Raw genomic sequence first — 18,491 nt, 5'->3', positions numbered from 1 at the left:
CAAGCGATGCCAACGTTCCAATAAGGACATTCCGTATGAAAAAACTGATCTCCCTCGCTGCAGTTGCGGCTATTTCTATGGGGCAGGTGGCTGCCGTACATGCACTGGACCTGACTGCTGCCGTTGGCCGCACCGGCGAGTCGACGATGACCTATCGGCTGGGCGCGCAATTCGACTTCAACCGTAGTTGGTTCCAGACCAGCGTAGGTCGGCTAACTGGGTACTGGGATGCAGGCTATACCTACTGGGAAGGCGACGAGACCTCTAGCAACCACAGCATTTCGCTCGCACCGGTCTTCGTCTATGAATTCAACGGCGGGTCAGTGAAGCCTTATCTCGAAGCGGGCATCGGCATCGCAGCATTCGAGAATACCGAAGTGGAAAAAAAAGACCTGGGCTCGTCTTTTCAGTTCGAGGACCGCTTCGGTGCTGGCCTGCGCTTCGCTGGCGGACACGAGGTTGGCGTGCGAGCCATCCATTATTCCAACGCAGGCATCAAGAATCCGAACGATGGTATCGAAAGCTATGCAGTTCACTATCGAGCCTCGTTCTGATAGCTAAACGTGGAGGCTGATGGCGCTGTCGTCAGCCTTCCAGATAAGCGTTTGCTGAGCCCTTGCGCTCGTCCAGGCAGTCATCCGAGCCCAGCTCGAACTCCCGGCAGATAAGCGGCCGCTGAGCGTAGATGGTGCAGCGCATGCTGTCCCGGTCGAGCGCTACGCACCATCCATCGTCGAGGCGGCGCATCACTTGGCCGCCCCAGTCGTCTTCATCGATGAAGCGCTCCGGGACGCCGGTATCGGTCAGCAGCAGTACTTCGAGGCGACAACAGCACGCGGCGCAGCTGATGCAACTAACCGTCTCGTCGGGCAACTGGCGGTGGGGAATGGCAGATTGAGTCATCGCGGCAGTCTACGCGTCTTGCATCGGGATAGCTGCATGCCGCTAATGCCGCTGAGAAGGTAAAAAGCCAGCACTGTCGTGCTGGCGCAATAGGCTAGCTGTTTTCTTCGATTTGCTTGTTTTTCCAGCCTTCACCGCCGGGCAGCACCAAGTTGAGTAACAGCGCGATGATGGCGCATAACGAGATACCGGACAGGCTGAATTCCCCGTAGCCGAACGTCATGCCGCCTATGCCGAACACCAGCGTCACGGACACGATGATGAGGTTGCGCGCTTCGGCCAGGTCCACCTGATGGCGAATCAGTGTGCTCAGGCCAACCACCGCGATTGAACCGAACAACAGGCAGAGGATGCCGCCCATGACTGGCACCGGAATGCTCAGCAGTCCAGCTCCAAACTTCCCAATGAATGCCAGGACAATGGCGAAGACCGCCGCCCAGGTCATGATTTTCGGGTTGTAGTTCTTGGTGAGCATCACCGCGCCGGTCACTTCCGCATACGTGGTGTTAGGCGGGCCGCCGAACAATCCCGCTGCTGAAGTCGCCAAGCCGTCACCCAGGAGCGTGCGGTGCAGCCCCGGTTTCTTGATGAAGTTGTTGCCCGTCACGCCACCAATCGCCACCACGCCACCGATGTGCTCGATAGCGGGTGCTAGCGCGACCGGGACCATGAACAGAATTGCACCCCAGTGGAATTCCGGTGTGACGAAGTTCGGCACTGCCAGCCATGGTGCTGCCGCGATCCCGGTCGTATCCACGACACCAAACGCGAACGACAGACCATAGCCCACAGCGACGCCAGCCAGGATCGGTACTAGCCGGAATAAACCTTTGCCGAGGACAGCCACTAGCAGGGTGGTCAGCAGGGCGGGCATTGAGATCATCATGGCCGTGGTGTAGGACACCAGCTGAGCGCTGCCGTCACCAGCTTTGCCCATGGCCATATTTACTGCGACGGGCGATAGGGCGAGACCGATGGAGATGATCACCGGTGCGATCACTACGGGAGGTAGTAGCCGGTCTATGAATCCAGGGCCTTTCAGGCGCACCGCAAAGCCGAGAAACATGTAAACGATGCCGGCCGCTACCACGCCGCCAAGCACCGCTGGCAGACCAAAGTCACCCTTGGCGGCGATGATAGGCGCGATGAAAGCGAAACTCGACGCCAGGAATACGGGTACTTGGCGTTTGGTGACCAGTTGAAACAACAGGGTGCCAATGCCGGCGGTGAACAGCGCGACGTTGGGGTCCATCCCGGTAATCAGCGGCATCAGCACCAGCGCGCCGAACGCCACGAACAGCATCTGCGCACCGGCCAGCACCTGGCGTCCGAGCGGTTCTTCCATGGGTTGCGACATCTCAGATGTCCTTCTGCTTGGTGCCGAAGATCTTGTCTCCGGCATCGCCCAGGCCGGGCATGATGTAGCCGTTCTCGTCTAGGCGGTCATCAATGGAGGCCGTATAGATGGTGACGTCCGGGTGTGCCTTTTCCACGGCCTCAATGCCTTCCGGTGCAGCCACCAGAACCAGGGCGCGGATTTCCTTGCACCCGGCCTTTTTCAGCATGTCGATCGCTGCAACCATCGATCCGCCGGTCGCCAACATCGGATCGATGATCATCGCCAGGCGTTGGTCGAGATCATCGACGAGGCGCTCTAGGTAAGTGTGCGCCTGCAGAGTTTCCTCATTGCGTGCAATGCCGACCGCGCTGACCTTGGCACCTGGTATCAGGCTGAGTACGCCGTCGAGCATGCCGATTCCCGCACGGAGAATCGGCACAACGGTAATCTTCTTGCCAGAAATCTTTTCAACCTGGACCGGGCCGCACCAGCCGTCGATGCTGTAGTTTTCCAACGGCAAGTCGCGAGTCGCTTCGTACGTCAGGATCGAACCCACCTCCTGCGCCAGTTCGCGAAAATTCTTGGTACTGATATCGGCACGGCGCATCAACCCAAGTTTGTGGCGAATAAGCGGGTGGCGGATCTCTCGAGTGGTCATGGTTGGCTCCGGCGGTCAAATAAACCGGCGTAGATTAATGCATCAGGGTGTTAGCGGCTATTGATGTATCCGAGAGGGCTTGCCCTGTGCCTGGATGCATCGGTATCGTCGCGCCCCTTAATTTGAGGGCGGCTGGTCGAGCTGCTTCATCTTTCAACTGTCTTGGAGCATCGCCATGTCCGTCGATCTTGCACATATCAGCCAGATCATGGCTGAAGCCGACTGCCTTTATTCCGACGCCGAGGTCGAAGCGGCAATCGACGCGGTGGCCGCGAAAATCAATGCTGAACTGGCCGACCGAAACCCTGTGGTGTTCTGCGTGATGAACGGGGGGCTGATTTTCTCCGGCAAGCTGGTTACCAAGCTGAATTTCCCGCTGGAACTCTCCTACCTGCATGCGACGCGTTATCGCAACGAAACCAGCGGAGGGGAGCTGTTCTGGAAGGCCAAGCCAGAAATCTCGTTCATGGATCGTGATGTGCTGATTATCGATGACATCCTCGACGAAGGGCACACGCTCGGCGCAATCATTGATTTTTGCCGGCATGCCGGCGCTGCCGCTGTGCACACTGCGGTGCTGGTCGATAAGGATCATCAGCGCAAGGCGCGTCCAGATCTTAAGGCTGATTATGTTGGGCTCAGCTGCGTCGATCGCTACGTGTTCGGCTATGGCATGGACTACAAGGGTTACTGGCGGAACGCGCCTGGCATTTTTGCTGTTAAAGGCATGTGACGAGTTACCCGCTGGCACTAAAGTCGCGCATCTGTAAGCGTCCGGATCGCGGCTTCGGGGGGATAAACGATAAATAACTGCACGGTAGTCTTTCTCGCCTCGATTTAGAGGCTTCCTTCCGACAGGCTGTCTCGCCCAGTCTTAGCGCACCTCGGCAGCGGTTCTGGTCTCCGTGAACGTTGGCGCTCCATTCCCTTCCGGCTGTTTCGTTTCGCCCCACGCGTTGCGCTTTGGTAACGCTCTTGCGCATCGCTGCGAGTTTGTTCGTCGCGGCGGATAGTGCCTGTGCCCGTGTAAAGCTCGGCTGTTCGAGTAAACGGCGACCAGTTGCGCTCAGCTCCGCCTAAATCCTCGCGAACAGCATCGCAACTGCTCTATTTAGAGGGTTGCGTCTCTTTGACTGGCGGCTAAGCTCTCGGGTAGCTTCGTCGAAGGTCATCCGCTGCGCTGGCAGCTATCCGGTTGCAGGCCAGTACTGGGAAGGCCATTCATACTTAAGAATGACAAAGCAAATCAAACCTTAGTGCGCTTAACCCTCTGCCTTCGTGTGGTTAGGGTGAACGTACTTCGAACCAACCAGGAGCGCCTCATGACAAAAACAACAAGGCAAGGAATCTTCCAGCCCAAGACCCTGGCCCTCGCGGTCGCGTTGGGCATTGCATCACCCGCTTACGCTGTCACATTCAATATTGGGGAAGTGGAGGGGCAGTTGGACTCGGCGATGTCGATCGGTGCCAGCTGGTCGACGACGGACCGGGATATGGATTTGGTAGGTATCAATAATGGTGGTACTGGATACACGCAGACTGGTGATGACGGCCGTCTGAACTTCAAGAAGGGCGAGACCTTCTCCAAGATTTTCAAAGGTATTCACGACCTGGAACTGCGCTATGGCGATAGCGGTGCCTTTATTCGTGGCAAATACTGGTACGACTTCGAACTGAAGGACGAAAACCGTCTGTTCAAGGACATCAGCGACAGCAATCGTAAGGAGGCTGCGCAATCCTCCGGTGCTCAAATTCTCGATGCTTTCCTCTACCACAACTATTACTTGGGTGACCTGCCTGGCACCGTCCGCGTTGGTAAGCAGGTTGTTAGCTGGGGCGAAAGCACGTTCATTGGCAACTCGATCAACTCGATCAACCCGCTAGATGCAGCGGCGTTCCGCCGTCCTGGCGCCGAGATCAAGGAAGGCTTGATCCCGGTGAACATGCTTTATGTGTCGCAGAGTGTTAGTGATCGGTTAAGCATGGAGGCGTTCTACCAGCTTGAGTGGGATCAAACGATTGTCGATAACTGCGGTACGTTCTTCGGCTCGGATGTTGTACAGGACGGTTGTGACAGTAACTACCATGTCGGTAACCCAGCTATCAGGCAATTGCAACCTGTCGCCGCAGCGCTCGGTCAAGGGTTCGATGTGACGTCTGAAGGCGTAGTGATGCCGCGGGGGGGCGATCGCGATGCGCGTGACTCCGGCCAGTTCGGGCTGGCGCTACGCTGGCTCGGCGACGCCACTGAGTATGGTGCGTACTTCATGAATTATCACAGCCGCACGCCGATCGTGGGTACTCAATCGGCAGGTCTAGCGACTGCTGCTGCCCTGCCACGTATCATTGGCGCGGCTAACAGGATTGCGCCTGGTTCTGGGGCCGGGCTGGCTCAGAGCGTGATGCTTGGCCAAGGGCAGTATTATCTCGAATATCCGGAAGATATTCGCCTTTATGGCCTGAGCTTCTCGACCACACTGCCTACTGGAACAGCTTGGTCCGGTGAAGTGAGCTACCGCCCTAACGCTCCGGTTCAGATCAATACCACCGACGTAACCCGTGCCGTGCTCAATCCGATTGCGCCAGGTACATCGCCCGTAGCTAGTCGGTTCGGCGCGGACAATCGGGGTTACAACCGTAAAGAGATCACCCAAGTTCAGACGACGTTCACCCATTTCTTTGACCAAGTTCTGGGCGCCGGGCGGGTGACCGTAGTGGGCGAGATTGGCTACGCTCACGTAGGTGCCTTGGAGAGTACAAGCGAGCTGCGTTATGGCCGGGATTCGATCTACGGAACGCCGGACGACGCTACTCAACTTGCTGCGTACGGTGATGAAGGCTTCGTAACTGCCAATTCATGGGGCTACCGCCTGCGCGCACTTGCGGATTACAGCAACGTATTCGCTGGCGTAAACCTCACGCCAAACGTGTCCTTCTCTCATGATGTGGACGGTTACGGACCGAACGGTCTGTTCAACGAAGGCTCGAAAGCTGTGAGCGTTGGTGTCGACGCTGTCTATCAGAACCGCTATACGGCCAGCCTGTCCTACACCGATTTCTTCGGTGGCGACTACAACACGCTGGTTGATCGCGACTTTCTTGCCCTGAGCATGGGCGTGAACTTCTAAGGGGGCTATTTCAGTATCGCCGTACGGAGCTCTTATGAGAGCTCCGCTACGCGCCAGTCTACATACAAGGCCTCCGGCCAAAACAAGATCAAGAGGAACTGGAAGCGCATGAAAACAACAAAAAAATTATTCAGTGTCTTGGCCTTCTCGCTGCTGGCAAGCAGCGTGATGGCTGCAGTCTCTCCAGAGGAAGCCGCAAAGCTCGGCAATACTTTGACTCCACTCGGGGCCGAGAAGGCGGGTAACGCCGAAGGAACGATTCCAGCCTGGACAGGCGGTTTGTCCACCGATGCCGCACCGCTGGATGACGGGCATCTGACCAATCCCTTCAAAAGCGAACAGCCTGAGTTCGTTATCACCGCGCAGAATGTCGATCAATATAAGGACAAGCTGACGGCGGGCCAGCAGGCGATGTTCAAGCGTTATCCAGAAACGTACAAGATGCGGGTCTTTCCAACCCACCGCACTGCAGCAGTGCCAGACCGCATCTACGAAGCAGCCAAAAAAAGCGCTTTAAATACCGAGTTGGTTGACGGTGGTAACGGTATTGCCAATTTTTCCGATAGCCGCTACTACGCATTCCCTATCCCGAAGAACGGCCTGGAGGTCGTCTGGAACCACATTACGCGGTACCGCGGCGGCAACGTTCGCCGCAACATTGTCCAGGCAACTCCACAAACCAATGGTAGTTACACCTTGGTGCACTTCGAAGACGAAGTGGCTTTCCCCAGCGACATGACGGATCTGGATGCAGAGCGCGCAAAGAACGCGTTGCTTTTCTTTAAGCAGCGGGTAACAGCACCGTCGCGTCTTGCTGGTAACGTTCTGCTCGTACACGATTCGTTGGATCAGGTGAAAGAGCCGCGGCAGGCCTGGATTTATAACGCCGGCCAGCGTCGTGTGCGTCGTGCCCCGCAGGTTGCCTATGACGGTCCAGGTACCGCAGCAGACGGCATGCGGACTACTGACAACTTCGACATGTTTAGCGGTGCGCCTGATCGCTACGATTGGAAGCTGGTCGGTAAGAAGGAGTTGTATATCCCTTACAACAGCTACGAGATCAATTCTAGCGACGTGCAGTACAGCGACATTCTGAAAGCCGGTCACGTCAATCAGGATCTCGCGCGTTACGAGTTGCATCGTGTCTGGGAGATCGAAGCCAACCTCAAGGAGGGTGAGCGCAACATCTACGCCAAGCGTCGTTTCTTCGTAGATGAAGATACCTGGACTATTGTGCAATCCGAGTTGTACGACGGCCGCGGCCAGTTGTGGCGCGTCGGTGAGGCGCACATGTTGCAGTACTATCAGCACAAGGTGCCGGCCTATGCCTTCGAGGCGCTTTACGACATTATCTCGGGGCGCTATATCGCCATCGGCTTGAGTAATGAAGAACCAGCGCACGAATTCGGCTACAAAGCGTCGGCCCGCGACTTTACGCCTGCTGCATTGCGTAATGCCGGGGTGCGCTGATCAAGTAGCATCTGTACGGTGAATAAGGCGGCCAGTTGGCCGCCTTTTTTATTTTCGGCACAGCAGGAGTGATATTTTTCAGCCATTAGAGATCGGTATCCAACCAGTCCGGGCGGTTTTGCTTGCAAGGCGAGTCGACAAAAGAGTCACAATCGTGCAGGTTATTACCGCGCAAGCGCATCGATACGACCATGTCGACTGGCCCTGGAGTGGGTGCTGACGCAGCGCTCAATGCGCTTCTCAATGGACTGATACGAATAAGAGAAACCTCGCTATGTCCGTACGCTTCAACCCTGGTGCCCTCAGCACAGAAGCCGCCGCGCAGGTTCAAGTTGCGACTATTCCACGTCTTCCACCGCTGCATATACCAAGGCCACGACTCGTCGATGCTCTGCTCGAGGCCCGTTGTCGACTGCGTTTGATCTGCGCACCGGCCGGGTTTGGCAAGAGCGTACTCATGAATGAGTGCGCGCGAATGGTGCCTGCCGATACACATCTCGTATGGCTTGATCTCGGCGGCAGGGCTTTCTCTGCTGAAGCTCTGTGTTCACAGCTGCGCCGGGTATTAGGCGGTACAACTTCAGAGAGTGGGGACGTTCAGCAAGATCTCATCAACCTGCTGAATGATTTTCCGCGGCCGCTTTGGATCATGTTGGATGATTATCCGAGAGAGGTGACCGCGCCGTTCGATGCCTGCCTCGACCTGCTTATCGAAAGGGGGCCCGAATCCGTCAGCTGGTGGGTTAGCAGCCGTCGGCAGCCCGCTTGGAAGCTGCCCAGGCTATTGCTGCAAGGTGACTTGTTCGAGCTGGAAGCCGAGGTGCTGGCACTGACGGCTGGCGAGCTGCGGTTGTTGCTCAAAGCACATCGTCTGGAGCTCGCCGATGACACGTTCAAGCAATTGTTGGCGGGTAGCGAGGGGTGGCTGGCCGGTGTCAGCTTGCTGTTATTGAATGCTGATGAGCAGGCGGTTCGTGAGCGATTGATCGCTGGTACTTCACTGTTACGAGATTACGTGCAGCGCGAAGTACTTGAGGGACAGAGTGAGGAGATCTGCCGCGCGCTGTTCGCGTTGGCGCGCATGCCGCGCTTTTCATCGCAGCTGTGTGAGCATGTCCTCGACGGCATAGGAAATGACCTTCTCGATGTACTCAAGACGTCCCAGCTGTTCATTCGTCAAACCGATAACTGTGGTGAATGGTATCGCCTGTGGCGGCCGCTAGCGTTGATGTTGCAACGCATGCCAGGTGTAGCATCACCCACCCAGACGCACCTGCGTGCCTGTCAGTGGTTTGCCAATCGCGGTGAAATGCGTGAGGCGGTGGAGCATGCACTGTGGGCAGGACAGCCAGAAGTCGCAGCCAATTTCTTACAGCGCTACGGGCAGGAGCAGCTGCTCATCGGCGACAACGTTTCGCATTTCATGAAGTGGCGTAGTGAACTTCCGCAAGATTTGTTTAACAGCACGACCCGACTGATCGTGTTGCATGGCTGGGCTTTAATCATTTCGGCTCGGTTAGACGAAGTGGATGACTGCCTCGCCGATCTGGCCAAGTTCTTTCCTCAACCCGATGCTCGACGGCAGGCGCAGCTGCTTGCTCAGTGGCAAGCGTTGCGCGGTTTTCTAGCGCGGTTGCGTGGCGAGCCTGAGGCCAGGGATTATTGCCTTCAGGCTCTGGAGGTCCTGTCTGACCACGCTTGGGCGCAACGGGTGCTTTGTTATCAGGCGTTGTCCCAGCAGGCGATAGCCGAAAGCCAGCTCGAGTTGGCCCAGCATTACAATAGCGAAGGCATGAAGCTTGCGCGGCTTAAGGGCAGCGTGCTGTATGAAGCGATGCTCAGTATCGATCGAATCCAACTGCTGGAAATTACCGGCGAGTTCGAGCGAGCCGTCGGAGTGCTCGAAGAGTCACTGATGGTGCTACGCGACGGTGTCGGCCATAGCCCGATCATCGGCCGATTGAAGCTGCTACGGGGCCATCTGTTGGCCTATCAGGGGCTCGACGAGCCGGCCCGCGAGGCGTTTCAGCAGGGTCGAGTCGAGACGGAAACCTGTGGTGATTCATATGTATTCTTCGGCTATGCCGGGCTGGCGGAGCTGGCAGCTCGCAATCAGGAGTTCCCTACGGCCTACCATTGGCTGCGAGAGGCCGAGCGGCTGGCACAGTGGCGACACGTGCCGGAGGCCCGTTTCCGCGGCATTCTGCCGTTGATAACTGGACTGACGTGGTTGCATCAGGGGCAATTGAAGAAGGCCAGGGCCGTGTTTATACAGGTGCTCGAACTTTACGATGGGCACACGTATATCGCCCCTTCTGGGTTCTACGAGTTGCTGCCGCGGGTTCAGCGCTACCTTGCGGTGATCGACCTACTGTCCGACCGGGGTGCGTTGGCCATCGACACGTTGCGTGAACTTATCGAGCAAAACCTCCGTTCTCAGCGGTTGGGGCTGGCCTGTGAGTGTCGCTTCACGCTCGCCGAAGCGCTTCAAATGGATGGCCAGCATGACGAAGCGGAGCAGGAACTTCGCAAAGCGCTCGGCGAGGCAGCAAGGCAGCATCTGGTCAAGCCGTTGTACGAGTTGCAGCATCGCCAACCACAATGGCTTGCCAAGATGTTGCCTGCAGGAAAGGGGGAAAGCCTGCGCGATCGTTTGCTGCAATTTGAGCGAGAGCCTGAAGAAAGCGCTGCTCCCGGCGATGAGGCCATCCTGAGCAATCGCGAGCTCACGGTCCTGCGTCTCATCGCCCAGGGGTGTTCGAACCAGGAAATTGCCGAGCAACTGTTTATTTCTCTGCATACAGTCAAAACCCATGCCCGACGAATCAATACCAAACTCGGGGTGGCCAGACGTACGCAGGCGGTCGCACGAGCCAAGGCTTTGGCCTGGCTGTGACCCTCGTCAGGGAATGAAGGGCTAGATGCTTGCCGCGAATCATGATGCGCCGGCTGCAAGGCTCCGGCGGAGGGAGGCTAACTTTTGTTCTTGTTTTAGTTAGAAGGTGATCGTCGGAGGTGCAGAGCCTCCCGGCATTACTGTGCGGCTGAGTGCGAATGCTTGGTCAGGCGATAAGAGCTGGTCTGTCCGCCTCGTTCGATGGCGAGGCTGAACTGCAGGCTGGTGATCAAGCGTTCGAGCTGCTGCTGGTCCCGCCATTGGCTGGAGCTGATGAAACGCTTCACCGCCACACCCGCCGTGTCGGTCAGGGTCAGCAGAATACTTCCGTCGGGTTTCTGGATGCTGAAATTGACGTTGTAGTCTGACTGAAACACATCGCTGATTTTTTGGAAAGGACTGTTCATGCCGGTACCTGATTGGATGACTGCCCTCAATGGACCTAGTACCGATTAACTAGTTTCGCCCGCTGGACGTGTCCCTTGCGACGGATCACCGCAGGGCCATAATGTCTCAGGATGGCGTGGCGGAAGCTGGCAGCTCCTCCAATGCCTCCGGATTGTTTTTAAAGGCCTTCGCAAACAGGTCACGGTGTCGGGCCATAAAGATGCCGATGTCGTCGGCCTGCTGTTCGCTCAGTGAAGGCGTAGCCTTCTGCAGTGCCGCAGCCAGGGCTTCGGCCAGCTCGAGCATTTTGTCGTGACGATCGGCTTCGGCTTTATCCATGAACAAGCGCTCCAGGTCCCGGCTGCTGCGGTACACAACTTCGACGGCCATCTGCCACCTCGGCTCAAATGAATGGGATACTGTTTATCCGTACAGCATAAGCTGCCTGGCGAAGATTGAAAAGCGTCGAGGTGTCAAACTGTCAGCTCAATTGGCGAAGTGGCCTCGAAGCCGCTCGGCGCGAAAGTCTAGGTTGCTGCTCCGGTAGCCTGAGCGCAACGGGGGTAGCGGGGCGCAGGATTGCCAGCGTTGGCCGGGTTGCAGGTCCCCCGGGCCACGGTATTGCGGCGCGTCATAGCTGGAGGTCACCAGATTAAGGCTGGAACCGGGAGAGTAGGCGGCTACCTCCCAACTCAGTTTGCGCATTGGCTTGGGGCTATGGTTGTCCAGAATGATGAGCAACGGCTGTCCGGCCGGGCAGCTCGTCGGTGCATACGACATCCGCAGCTGGAGTTGAGCAAGCAGCTGCTCTTCCCTTTGTTCTTGCCAGATCACCCAGGCCGCAACGATACCAAGGCCAAGCAGCGCTCCCAGCGAAATCGGTACCGCTCGAAGGGGGTACCGAATCAATAGGATCAGCCAGGTTGCGACTAGCAACGCGCCGATCAGCATGGCGAGGTGGCGTGCGAATAGTTGACCATGAAAACCTCTTTTCACCGTGATTCGGCAGACATCCTAACGCTGGCTCGCACGGGGGTGCGACTTTCAATTGCCAGGCATGTGGCGGTGGTGCCTGCGGATGCTGTTCAAGCATCTCTGTCGGGGCGGGCGTGGCTGGCGAGCCGCTCAAGCGCGGCCCTGAGCTTGGGGTCCTTAATGCCACGAGCGGTTTCCTGGATATTGTCTGCTGCAAGCGCCGACAGTGCTGGCGGCGGCCCAGGTTTGTGCCGCGGCGTTTCGGGGGGCTGTACCTTGAACTGGATACGGCTCAGGCCGCTGAATTCTTCCATACACAGCAGTTGCCGTTGTAAGCGTCGTTGTTGGTAGCGCAGTCGCGTTGCCCAGTGGCTGTCGGTAACGATCAGCAGCAGTGTCCCTTCGCGCCATGAGGCCACACGACAAAACTCTCGTGCTGCGGGCTGCAACTGACCGTCGACCAGTTGCTGTAGTCGATCCAGTCGCTTCGCTTCGCCAAACAGCGCTTTTAGCGGTTTGGCCTCGCGCAGCAGCGACGCAGAGGCTCGGGCCGGCAAGGGGCGAAACGACATGGTTGACGCTCATGAGTGAAGAGCCGGCATATTAGCAGAACCCTGCAATAGCCTTCTGATCGCGCTGTCACCCGCCAAACCTACGACCGGATCGCCTGGTTCCTGCCGCCATTGGCTGGCTCAGCTGCGCAGTAGGCACCTTTCCTCTCGGACGTTTCCGAGTAGAATGCCCCCTTTGCACGAAGCCGTGGTGGCCCTGCGGCCGTGCCTCCATCCCCAGCATGGAAGTCTTTGTCGATATGTTTGCGCCTTTAATGAAGAAGCTCTTTGGTAGCAAAAATGAGCGTGAGGTCAAGCGCATGCTCAAGGCGGTTCAATCCGTCAATGCGCTCGAAGAGCAGATGCTGTCTCTCTCCGATGAGCAGTTGCGGAGCAAGACCGAAGAGTTCAAGGCCCGCCTCGGCCAAGGCGAGACCCTCGACCAGATTCTTCCCGAAGCGTTTGCCGTTTGCCGCGAAGCTGGCAAGCGTGTGATGGGCATGCGTCACTTCGATGTACAGTTGATCGGCGGCATGACGCTCCATGAAGGCAAAATTGCGGAGATGCGTACCGGTGAGGGCAAGACGCTGGTAGCGACCTTGGCCGTATACCTCAACGCACTGGCGGGCAAAGGCGTACATGTCGTTACAGTGAACGATTACCTGGCGCGTCGTGATGCCAACTGGATGCGTCCGCTGTATGAGTTCCTGGGCTTGACGGTTGGTATCGTCACACCTTTCCAGCCGCCGCAAGAGAAGCGAGCGGCGTACGCCGCCGATATAACCTACGGTACGAACAACGAGTTCGGCTTCGACTACCTGCGCGACAACATGGCGTTCAGCCTCGAAGAAAAGAACCAGCGCGAACTCAATTTTGCGGTCATCGACGAAGTCGACTCGATCCTTATTGATGAAGCCCGCACGCCACTGATTATCTCCGGCCAGGCCGAAGACAGTTCCAAGCTCTATCAGCAAATCAACCAGCTGATCCCTCTGCTCAAGCAGCACATTGAAGAGGAAGAGGGCGTCGTTACCCAGGAAGGTCACTTCTCGATCGACGAAAAGACACGCCAGGTCGAATTGAACGAATCGGGTCACCAATTCGTCGAGGAAATGCTGACCAAGGCAGAGCTGCTCGCCGAAGGCGAGAGTCTGTATTCCGCCCACAACCTCGGCTTGTTGACTCACGTGTATTCCAGCCTGCGTGCGCACAAGCTGTTCCATCGCAACGTCGAGTACATCGTCCAGAATAACCAGGTGCTGTTGATTGACGAGCACACCGGTCGGACCATGCCAGGTCGTCGCCTTTCCGAGGGCCTGCATCAGGCCATCGAAGCCAAGGAAGGGCTGCCGATCCAGCCGGAAAGCCAGACGCTTGCGTCGACCACCTTCCAGAACTACTTCCGTCTGTATAAAAAGCTATCGGGCATGACCGGTACTGCAGACACAGAAGCGTTCGAATTCATGCAGATCTACAACCTGCCGGTAATGGTGATTCCGACCAACAAGCCGCTGGCACGTAAGGACTACAACGACCTTGTCTATCTGACCCAGGAAGAGAAGTTTGCTGCCATCATCGCGGACATCAAGGATTGCCAGAACAACGGTCGTCCCGTTCTGGTGGGCACTGCAACCATCGAAACATCTGAATATGTCTCGCGTCTGCTGGTCAGCGAAGGCATCGAACACAAGGTGCTAAACGCCAAGCACCACGACAAAGAAGCGGAAATCATTGCGCAGGCGGGACGCCCGGGTGCGGTGACCATTGCTACCAACATGGCAGGCCGAGGCACCGACATCCTGCTCGGCGGCAACTGGGAAGTTGAAGTGGCGGCGCTCGAGAATCCAACGGATGATCAGGTCGCGCAAATCAAATCCGACTGGCAGAAGCGTCATCAGGCCGTACTCGAGGCGGGTGGCCTGCATGTGATCGCATCCGAGCGTCACGAGTCGCGCCGTATCGACAACCAGCTACGTGGGCGCGCCGGACGCCAGGGCGACGCCGGTTCGAGTCGCTTCTACCTGTCGCTGGAAGACAGTCTGATGCGCATCTTCGCCTCGGATCGGGTGAAGAACTTCATGAAGGCACTGGGCATGGAGTCCGGTGAGGCGATTGAGCACCGCATGGTGACCAACGCTATCGAAAAGGCCCAGCGCAAAGTCGAAGGCCGCAACTTCGACATGCGTAAGCAATTGCTCGAATATGACGACGTCGCCAACGAGCAGCGCAAGGTGATCTATCACATGCGCAACAGTCTGCTGGCCGCCGAGGAAATCGGAGAGACCATCAGCGAATTCCGCCGCGAGGCACTCGATTACGCCATCAATCAGCACATTCCGCCGCAGTCGCTGCCCGAGCAATGGGATATCAGTGGGCTCGAAGCGGTGCTCTACAGTGATTTCGGAGTGCGGCTACCGGTCCAGCAATGGCTCGACGAAGACGAGAAGCTGTACGAGGAGACGCTGCGCGAGCGCATCCTCGAGGCGCTGATAGCGGCCTACAACGAGAAAGAAGAACTGGCTGGCGCCGAGGCGCTGCGCACTTTCGAGAAGCAGATTGTCCTGCGCGTACTCGACGATCTGTGGAAGGATCACCTGTCGACGATGGATCATCTGCGTCATGGTATCCACCTGCGCGGCTACGCTCAGAAAAACCCGAAACAGGAATACAAGCGCGAGTCCTTTACGCTGTTTCAGGAACTGCTCGAGTCCATCAAGCGCGACAGCATTCGGGTTCTGTCCCATGTGCAGGTTCGTCGCGAAGACCCAGCCGAGGAGGAGCAGCGTTTGCGCCGCGACGCTGAAGAGCTGGCGCAGCGTATGCAATTTCAGCATGCCGAGGTTTCGGCGCTGGAAGCAGACCAAGAGGATCCAGAGGCTGAGGACGATGTAGCGGCAGCTGCAGCTCCCACGCGTACCGAGCAAAAGATCGGGCGCAACGAACCCTGCCCTTGCGGGTCCGGAAAGAAGTACAAGCATTGCCACGGACAGGTTCAGTAAGCTGACCCTTCTGTGTTGACCCGCGCCGCGACCGGCTCTAGCCGCTCGCGGCGTTTTTCTCCCTGATTTTCGGTGGCCGAAGGCCATCCATCCTTTCTGAAGGAGCGCATCAATGGCTGTCGGTCTTGGTCCCCTACCTACACTGCACCCGGTTCCCGGTTTCGAGCTCGGCATCGCTTCGGCGGGTATCAAGCGACCTGGCCGCAAGGACGTCGTAGTGATGCGTTGCGCTGAAGGCTCAGCGGTCGCGGGTGTATTCACCCTCAACGCCTTTTGCGCGGCGCCCGTCATTCTTGCGAAGCAGCGGGCTCAGGGAACGGTACGTTACCTACTGACCAATACAGGAAACGCTAACGCTGGAACTGGTGAGCCTGGAATGCAGGCAGCCATCCGCAGCTGTGCCAGCCTGGCCACGTTGGCTGGCGTGAGCGCCGATGCAATCCTGCCGTTTTCAACCGGCGTCATCGGTGAGTTGCTGCCAGTTGAGAAGATCGAGACGGCGCTTCCCGCAGCGCTGGCCGACCTCAATGAAAATCACTGGGCCGAAGCCGCCACCGGCATCATGACTACAGACACGCTGCCCAAGGGCGCGAGCCGTCAATTCGAGCACGCTGGCGTGACGGTTACCGTGACCGGTATTTCCAAAGGCGCCGGCATGATCCGTCCCAATATGGCGACCATGCTTGGCTATATCGCAACCGATGCGAAGGTCGCTCAGCCCGTATTGCAGGATCTGCTGCGGGATGCGGCCAACAAGTCGTTCAACCGTATCACTATCGACGGCGACACCTCGACCAACGACTGCTGCATGCTGATCGCTACCGGCAAGGCTGACATCGCTGAAATCACTGAAGCCTCTGGTGAGCTGTTCACCAAGCTCAAGCAGGCGGTCTTCGATGTCATCATGGAAGTGGCTCAGTCCATCGTCCGTGACGGCGAAGGTGCCACCAAGTTCGTCACCGTCCAGGTCAACGGTGGCCGCAACCATCAGGAGTGCCTCGATGTTGGTTATGCTGTCGCGCACTCGCCGTTGATCAAAACAGCACTGTTCGCCTCCGATCCGAACTGGGGGCGCATTCTGGCGGCAGTCGGTCGTGCAGGCGTTCCCGAGCTGGACGTGAGCAAGATCGATGTCTATCTGGGCGCCATATGTATCGCCAGCCAGGGTGGACGTTCGCCGAGCTATACGGAAGAGCAGGGCGCCGCGGTCATGGCTGAGGAAGAAATCGAGATCCGTATCGAACTCGGTCGCGGTGACTGCAGCGAGACGATCTGGACCACGGACCTCTCTCACGAATACGTGCGGATCAATGCCGAATACCGCACCTGATCCCTTGGCAGTCGGCATGCTGAATAAGCTGCTGCGGCAGGTCCCGGCGACGGGCGGACCTCCGTTTGGTGTCGGAACATGAAACGGCTCCACGTCGCCGCTGGAGTGGTCCGTGGCGCCAACGGTCACGTGCTGATCGCCAAGCGCCCCTTGGACAAGCACCAAGGTGGGCTATGGGAGTTCCCCGGCGGCAAGGTCGAGGAAGGTGAGACTGCAGAGGTTGCGCTCGCGCGGGAACTGGCAGAAGAATTGGGCATTGCGGTAATTGCTGCGAGGCCCCTGATTCAAGTCCGCCATGACTATCCGGACAAGCAGGTGCTCCTCGACGTCTGGGAAGTGCGTGAGTTTGACGGCGAGCCGCACGGGGCCGAGGGGCAGCCGTTGGCTTGGGTGGCTGCGGAGGATCTGCCGCGTTATGACTTTCCCGCGGCGAACCGGCCGATCATCGCTGCGGCTCGCCTGCCGAAATCGTACCTGATTACCCCGGACAACTTGGCGCCACAGGAGCTGCTTTGCGGTGTGGCGTCCGTGTTGGATGCAGGGGTTCGGATGCTGCAGCTACGCTGCCCCTCGCTGTCGGACGCTCGGTACCGGGCGCTGGCAGCTCAAGTGCTGGAGATGTGTGCCGGGCGTGCGCAGGTGATGCTTAAAGGGCCACTGGAGTGGGCCCATGATTTTCCGGACGCCGGCTGGCATCTAACGGCTTCGCAGCTGCGTAAGTACGCCGGCGCGGGCAGGCCGCTAGAACCGGAGCGATGGCTCGCCGCCTCATGTCACGATTTGGCCGAGTTAGATCTGGCGAAGCAGATAGGGGTTGATTTCATTGTGCTCTCGCCGATACTTGCTACCGCCTCGCACCCCGAAGCGAGGCCTTTGGGGTGGCAATGCGCCGCCCAATTGCTGCTAGGCTTCGCTCAGCCTGCATATCTACTGGGCGGCCTTGGTCCGAGTGATGTGGCGAGGGCAGCTCAGGTTGGTGCGCAGGGCGTCGCTGGAATTCGGGCCTTCTGGCCATGAGCGGTAAGCGGCTAGAGTACGGACCATCGCCTGAATTGTCGGGCGATGATGGTGTCTTACGGGCCGTCGTAGATTGATAGCGATAAGATAGAAATACTCTATCGAATCTATTTTCTCAATCAATTAACCGTATCTGGTTTCGTGCGCTATCTTAGGCGCCGTTAAATTCTGAATCCCAAAAGGAGTTAGTAGATGTCTCTGATCAACACCCAAGTCCAGCCGTTCAAAGTCAACGCTTTCCACAATGGCAAGTTCATCGAAGTCACCGAAGAGTCCCTTAAGGGCAAATGGTCGGTGCTGATCTTCATGCCGGCAGCCTTTACCTTCAACTGCCCGACCGAGATCGAAGACGCTGCCAACAGCTACGCCGAGTTCCAGAAGGCCGGTACCGAGGTGTATATCGTCACCACCGATACCCACTTCTCCCACAAGGTTTGGCACGAGACTTCCCCTGCGGTCGGCAAGGCCCAGTTCCCGCTGATCGGCGACCCGACGCACCAGTTGACCCGCGCTTTCGGCGTGCACATTGAAGAAGAGGGCCTGGCGCTGCGCGGCACCTTCCTGATCAACCCGGAAGGCGTGATCAAAACAGTTGAGATTCATTCCAACGAAATCGCCCGTGATGTCAGTGAGACGCTGCGCAAGCTGAAAGCCGCTCAGTACACCGCCGCTCACCCGGGTGAAGTTTGCCCGGCCAAGTGGAAAGAAGGCGAAGCCACTCTGGCCCCGTCGCTGGATCTGGTCGGCAAGATCTAAACAGCCGTCTGGGCGCTGCGCTTGGTCGCAGCGCCACTGTGCTGTAGTTCGGACGATTCATCGGTCCGAGCCCCAACGCCTG

The 18,491-nt window shown here is 57.8% G+C and carries 16 protein-coding genes; 9 read left to right on the top strand and 7 right to left on the bottom strand.

Annotated elements, in window-relative coordinates; all coding sequences use genetic code 11:
- Window positions 1-35 precede the first annotated feature (35 nt).
- Entirely contained in the window at window positions 36-554 is a 519-nt protein-coding gene (locus C1896_16945; protein AZZ46453.1) for an acyloxyacyl hydrolase, read from the top strand.
- 31 nt (window positions 555-585) lie between these two features.
- Here the strand turns inward: C1896_16945 and C1896_16940 are convergent, their stop codons facing one another.
- The 3 genes from C1896_16940 to upp form a co-directional block, all read right to left on the bottom strand.
- Window positions 586-903, bottom strand: a complete 318-nt coding sequence (locus C1896_16940) for a YkgJ family cysteine cluster protein (protein AZZ46452.1) — start codon at window positions 901-903, stop codon at window positions 586-588.
- Window positions 904-997: 94 nt separating this feature from the next.
- A complete protein-coding gene (locus tag C1896_16935; protein AZZ46451.1) occupies window positions 998-2,260 on the bottom strand; it encodes a uracil permease in 1,263 nt (420 codons plus the stop codon).
- Window position 2,261: 1 nt separating this feature from the next.
- Window positions 2,262-2,900, bottom strand: coding sequence for a uracil phosphoribosyltransferase (gene upp / locus C1896_16930; protein AZZ46450.1), 639 nt, complete (start codon window positions 2,898-2,900; stop codon window positions 2,262-2,264).
- A gap of 175 nt (window positions 2,901-3,075) precedes the next feature.
- Here upp and C1896_16925 point away from each other — a divergent pair, with 175 nt between their 5' ends.
- The 4 genes from C1896_16925 (at window position 3,076) to C1896_16910 (ending at window position 10,394) form a co-directional block, all read left to right on the top strand.
- Window positions 3,076-3,633, top strand: a complete 558-nt coding sequence (locus C1896_16925) for a hypoxanthine-guanine phosphoribosyltransferase (GenBank protein ID AZZ46449.1) — start codon at window positions 3,076-3,078, stop codon at window positions 3,631-3,633.
- 589 nt (window positions 3,634-4,222) lie between these two features.
- On the top strand, window positions 4,223-6,028 hold the full coding sequence (locus tag C1896_16920) for a DUF1302 domain-containing protein (GenBank protein AZZ46448.1): 1,806 nt from the start codon (window positions 4,223-4,225) through the stop codon (window positions 6,026-6,028).
- A gap of 108 nt (window positions 6,029-6,136) precedes the next feature.
- Window positions 6,137-7,498 carry a DUF1329 domain-containing protein gene (locus C1896_16915; protein ID AZZ46447.1) on the top strand — a complete coding sequence of 454 codons (1,362 nt, stop codon included), beginning with the start codon at window positions 6,137-6,139 and terminating at the stop codon, window positions 7,496-7,498.
- 274 nt (window positions 7,499-7,772) lie between these two features.
- A complete protein-coding gene (locus C1896_16910) occupies window positions 7,773-10,394 on the top strand; it encodes a helix-turn-helix transcriptional regulator (protein AZZ46446.1) in 2,622 nt (873 codons plus the stop codon).
- A 137-nt stretch (window positions 10,395-10,531) separates the two neighbouring features.
- On the opposite strand, the gene C1896_16905 is transcribed toward C1896_16910, so the two are convergent.
- The 4 genes from C1896_16905 to C1896_16890 form a co-directional block, all read right to left on the bottom strand.
- On the bottom strand, window positions 10,532-10,801 hold the full coding sequence (locus C1896_16905) for a hypothetical protein (protein ID AZZ46445.1): 270 nt from the start codon (window positions 10,799-10,801) through the stop codon (window positions 10,532-10,534).
- A gap of 106 nt (window positions 10,802-10,907) precedes the next feature.
- Window positions 10,908-11,171, bottom strand: coding sequence for a hypothetical protein (locus tag C1896_16900; protein ID AZZ46444.1), 264 nt, complete (start codon window positions 11,169-11,171; stop codon window positions 10,908-10,910).
- A 96-nt stretch (window positions 11,172-11,267) separates the two neighbouring features.
- The gene (locus tag C1896_16895; protein AZZ46443.1) at window positions 11,268-11,732 is read right to left on the bottom strand and encodes a multidrug transporter; all 465 of its coding nucleotides are present in this window, start codon (window positions 11,730-11,732) and stop codon (window positions 11,268-11,270) included.
- A gap of 134 nt (window positions 11,733-11,866) precedes the next feature.
- Complete coding sequence (locus tag C1896_16890; GenBank protein AZZ46442.1) at window positions 11,867-12,328, bottom strand: DUF721 domain-containing protein; 462 nt, start codon at window positions 12,326-12,328, stop codon at window positions 11,867-11,869.
- A gap of 239 nt (window positions 12,329-12,567) precedes the next feature.
- Here C1896_16890 and C1896_16885 point away from each other — a divergent pair, with 239 nt between their 5' ends.
- The 4 genes from C1896_16885 (at window position 12,568) to ahpC (ending at window position 18,409) form a co-directional block, all read left to right on the top strand.
- Window positions 12,568-15,306: a preprotein translocase subunit SecA gene (locus C1896_16885; GenBank protein AZZ46441.1), complete on the top strand. Its 2,739-nt coding sequence runs from the start codon at window positions 12,568-12,570 to the stop codon at window positions 15,304-15,306.
- Between the two features lie 112 nt (window positions 15,307-15,418).
- Window positions 15,419-16,636: a bifunctional ornithine acetyltransferase/N-acetylglutamate synthase gene (gene argJ / locus C1896_16880; GenBank protein AZZ46440.1), complete on the top strand. Its 1,218-nt coding sequence runs from the start codon at window positions 15,419-15,421 to the stop codon at window positions 16,634-16,636.
- Window positions 16,637-16,714: 78 nt separating this feature from the next.
- Window positions 16,715-17,653 (top strand): 8-oxo-dGTP diphosphatase MutT, encoded by a 939-nt coding sequence (locus tag C1896_16875; GenBank protein AZZ46439.1) that lies wholly within the window; start codon window positions 16,715-16,717, stop codon window positions 17,651-17,653.
- 192 nt (window positions 17,654-17,845) lie between these two features.
- The gene (gene ahpC, locus C1896_16870; protein ID AZZ46438.1) at window positions 17,846-18,409 is read left to right on the top strand and encodes a peroxiredoxin; all 564 of its coding nucleotides are present in this window, start codon (window positions 17,846-17,848) and stop codon (window positions 18,407-18,409) included.
- The last annotated feature ends 82 nt before the right edge of the window (window positions 18,410-18,491 follow it).

Source organism: Pseudomonadaceae bacterium SI-3 (assembly GCA_004010935.1).
In the GTDB taxonomy this organism is placed as follows: Bacteria; Pseudomonadota; Gammaproteobacteria; order Pseudomonadales; family Pseudomonadaceae; genus Stutzerimonas.
Note: the sequence above shows the minus strand (reverse complement) of the source record. Positions and strands in the feature narration are given on the sequence as shown.

Coding starts and splice junctions, on each gene's coding strand:
- C1896_16915 (AZZ46447.1), top strand. CDS start 6,137: ATGAAAACAACAAAAAAATTATTCAGTGTCTTGGCCTTCTCGCTGCTG.
- C1896_16900 (AZZ46444.1), bottom strand. CDS start 11,171: ATGGCCGTCGAAGTTGTGTACCGCAGCAGCCGGGACCTGGAGCGCTTG.
- C1896_16935 (AZZ46451.1), bottom strand. CDS start 2,260: ATGTCGCAACCCATGGAAGAACCGCTCGGACGCCAGGTGCTGGCCGGT.
- C1896_16890 (AZZ46442.1), bottom strand. CDS start 12,328: ATGTCGTTTCGCCCCTTGCCGGCCCGAGCCTCTGCGTCGCTGCTGCGC.
- upp (AZZ46450.1), bottom strand. CDS start 2,900: ATGACCACTCGAGAGATCCGCCACCCGCTTATTCGCCACAAACTTGGG.
- ahpC (AZZ46438.1), top strand. CDS start 17,846: ATGTCTCTGATCAACACCCAAGTCCAGCCGTTCAAAGTCAACGCTTTC.
- C1896_16920 (AZZ46448.1), top strand. CDS start 4,223: ATGACAAAAACAACAAGGCAAGGAATCTTCCAGCCCAAGACCCTGGCC.
- C1896_16885 (AZZ46441.1), top strand. CDS start 12,568: ATGTTTGCGCCTTTAATGAAGAAGCTCTTTGGTAGCAAAAATGAGCGT.
- C1896_16945 (AZZ46453.1), top strand. CDS start 36: ATGAAAAAACTGATCTCCCTCGCTGCAGTTGCGGCTATTTCTATGGGG.
- C1896_16940 (AZZ46452.1), bottom strand. CDS start 903: ATGACTCAATCTGCCATTCCCCACCGCCAGTTGCCCGACGAGACGGTT.
- C1896_16925 (AZZ46449.1), top strand. CDS start 3,076: ATGTCCGTCGATCTTGCACATATCAGCCAGATCATGGCTGAAGCCGAC.
- C1896_16905 (AZZ46445.1), bottom strand. CDS start 10,801: ATGAACAGTCCTTTCCAAAAAATCAGCGATGTGTTTCAGTCAGACTAC.
- C1896_16910 (AZZ46446.1), top strand. CDS start 7,773: ATGTCCGTACGCTTCAACCCTGGTGCCCTCAGCACAGAAGCCGCCGCG.
- argJ (AZZ46440.1), top strand. CDS start 15,419: ATGGCTGTCGGTCTTGGTCCCCTACCTACACTGCACCCGGTTCCCGGT.
- C1896_16895 (AZZ46443.1), bottom strand. CDS start 11,732: ATGCTGATCGGCGCGTTGCTAGTCGCAACCTGGCTGATCCTATTGATT.
- C1896_16875 (AZZ46439.1), top strand. CDS start 16,715: ATGAAACGGCTCCACGTCGCCGCTGGAGTGGTCCGTGGCGCCAACGGT.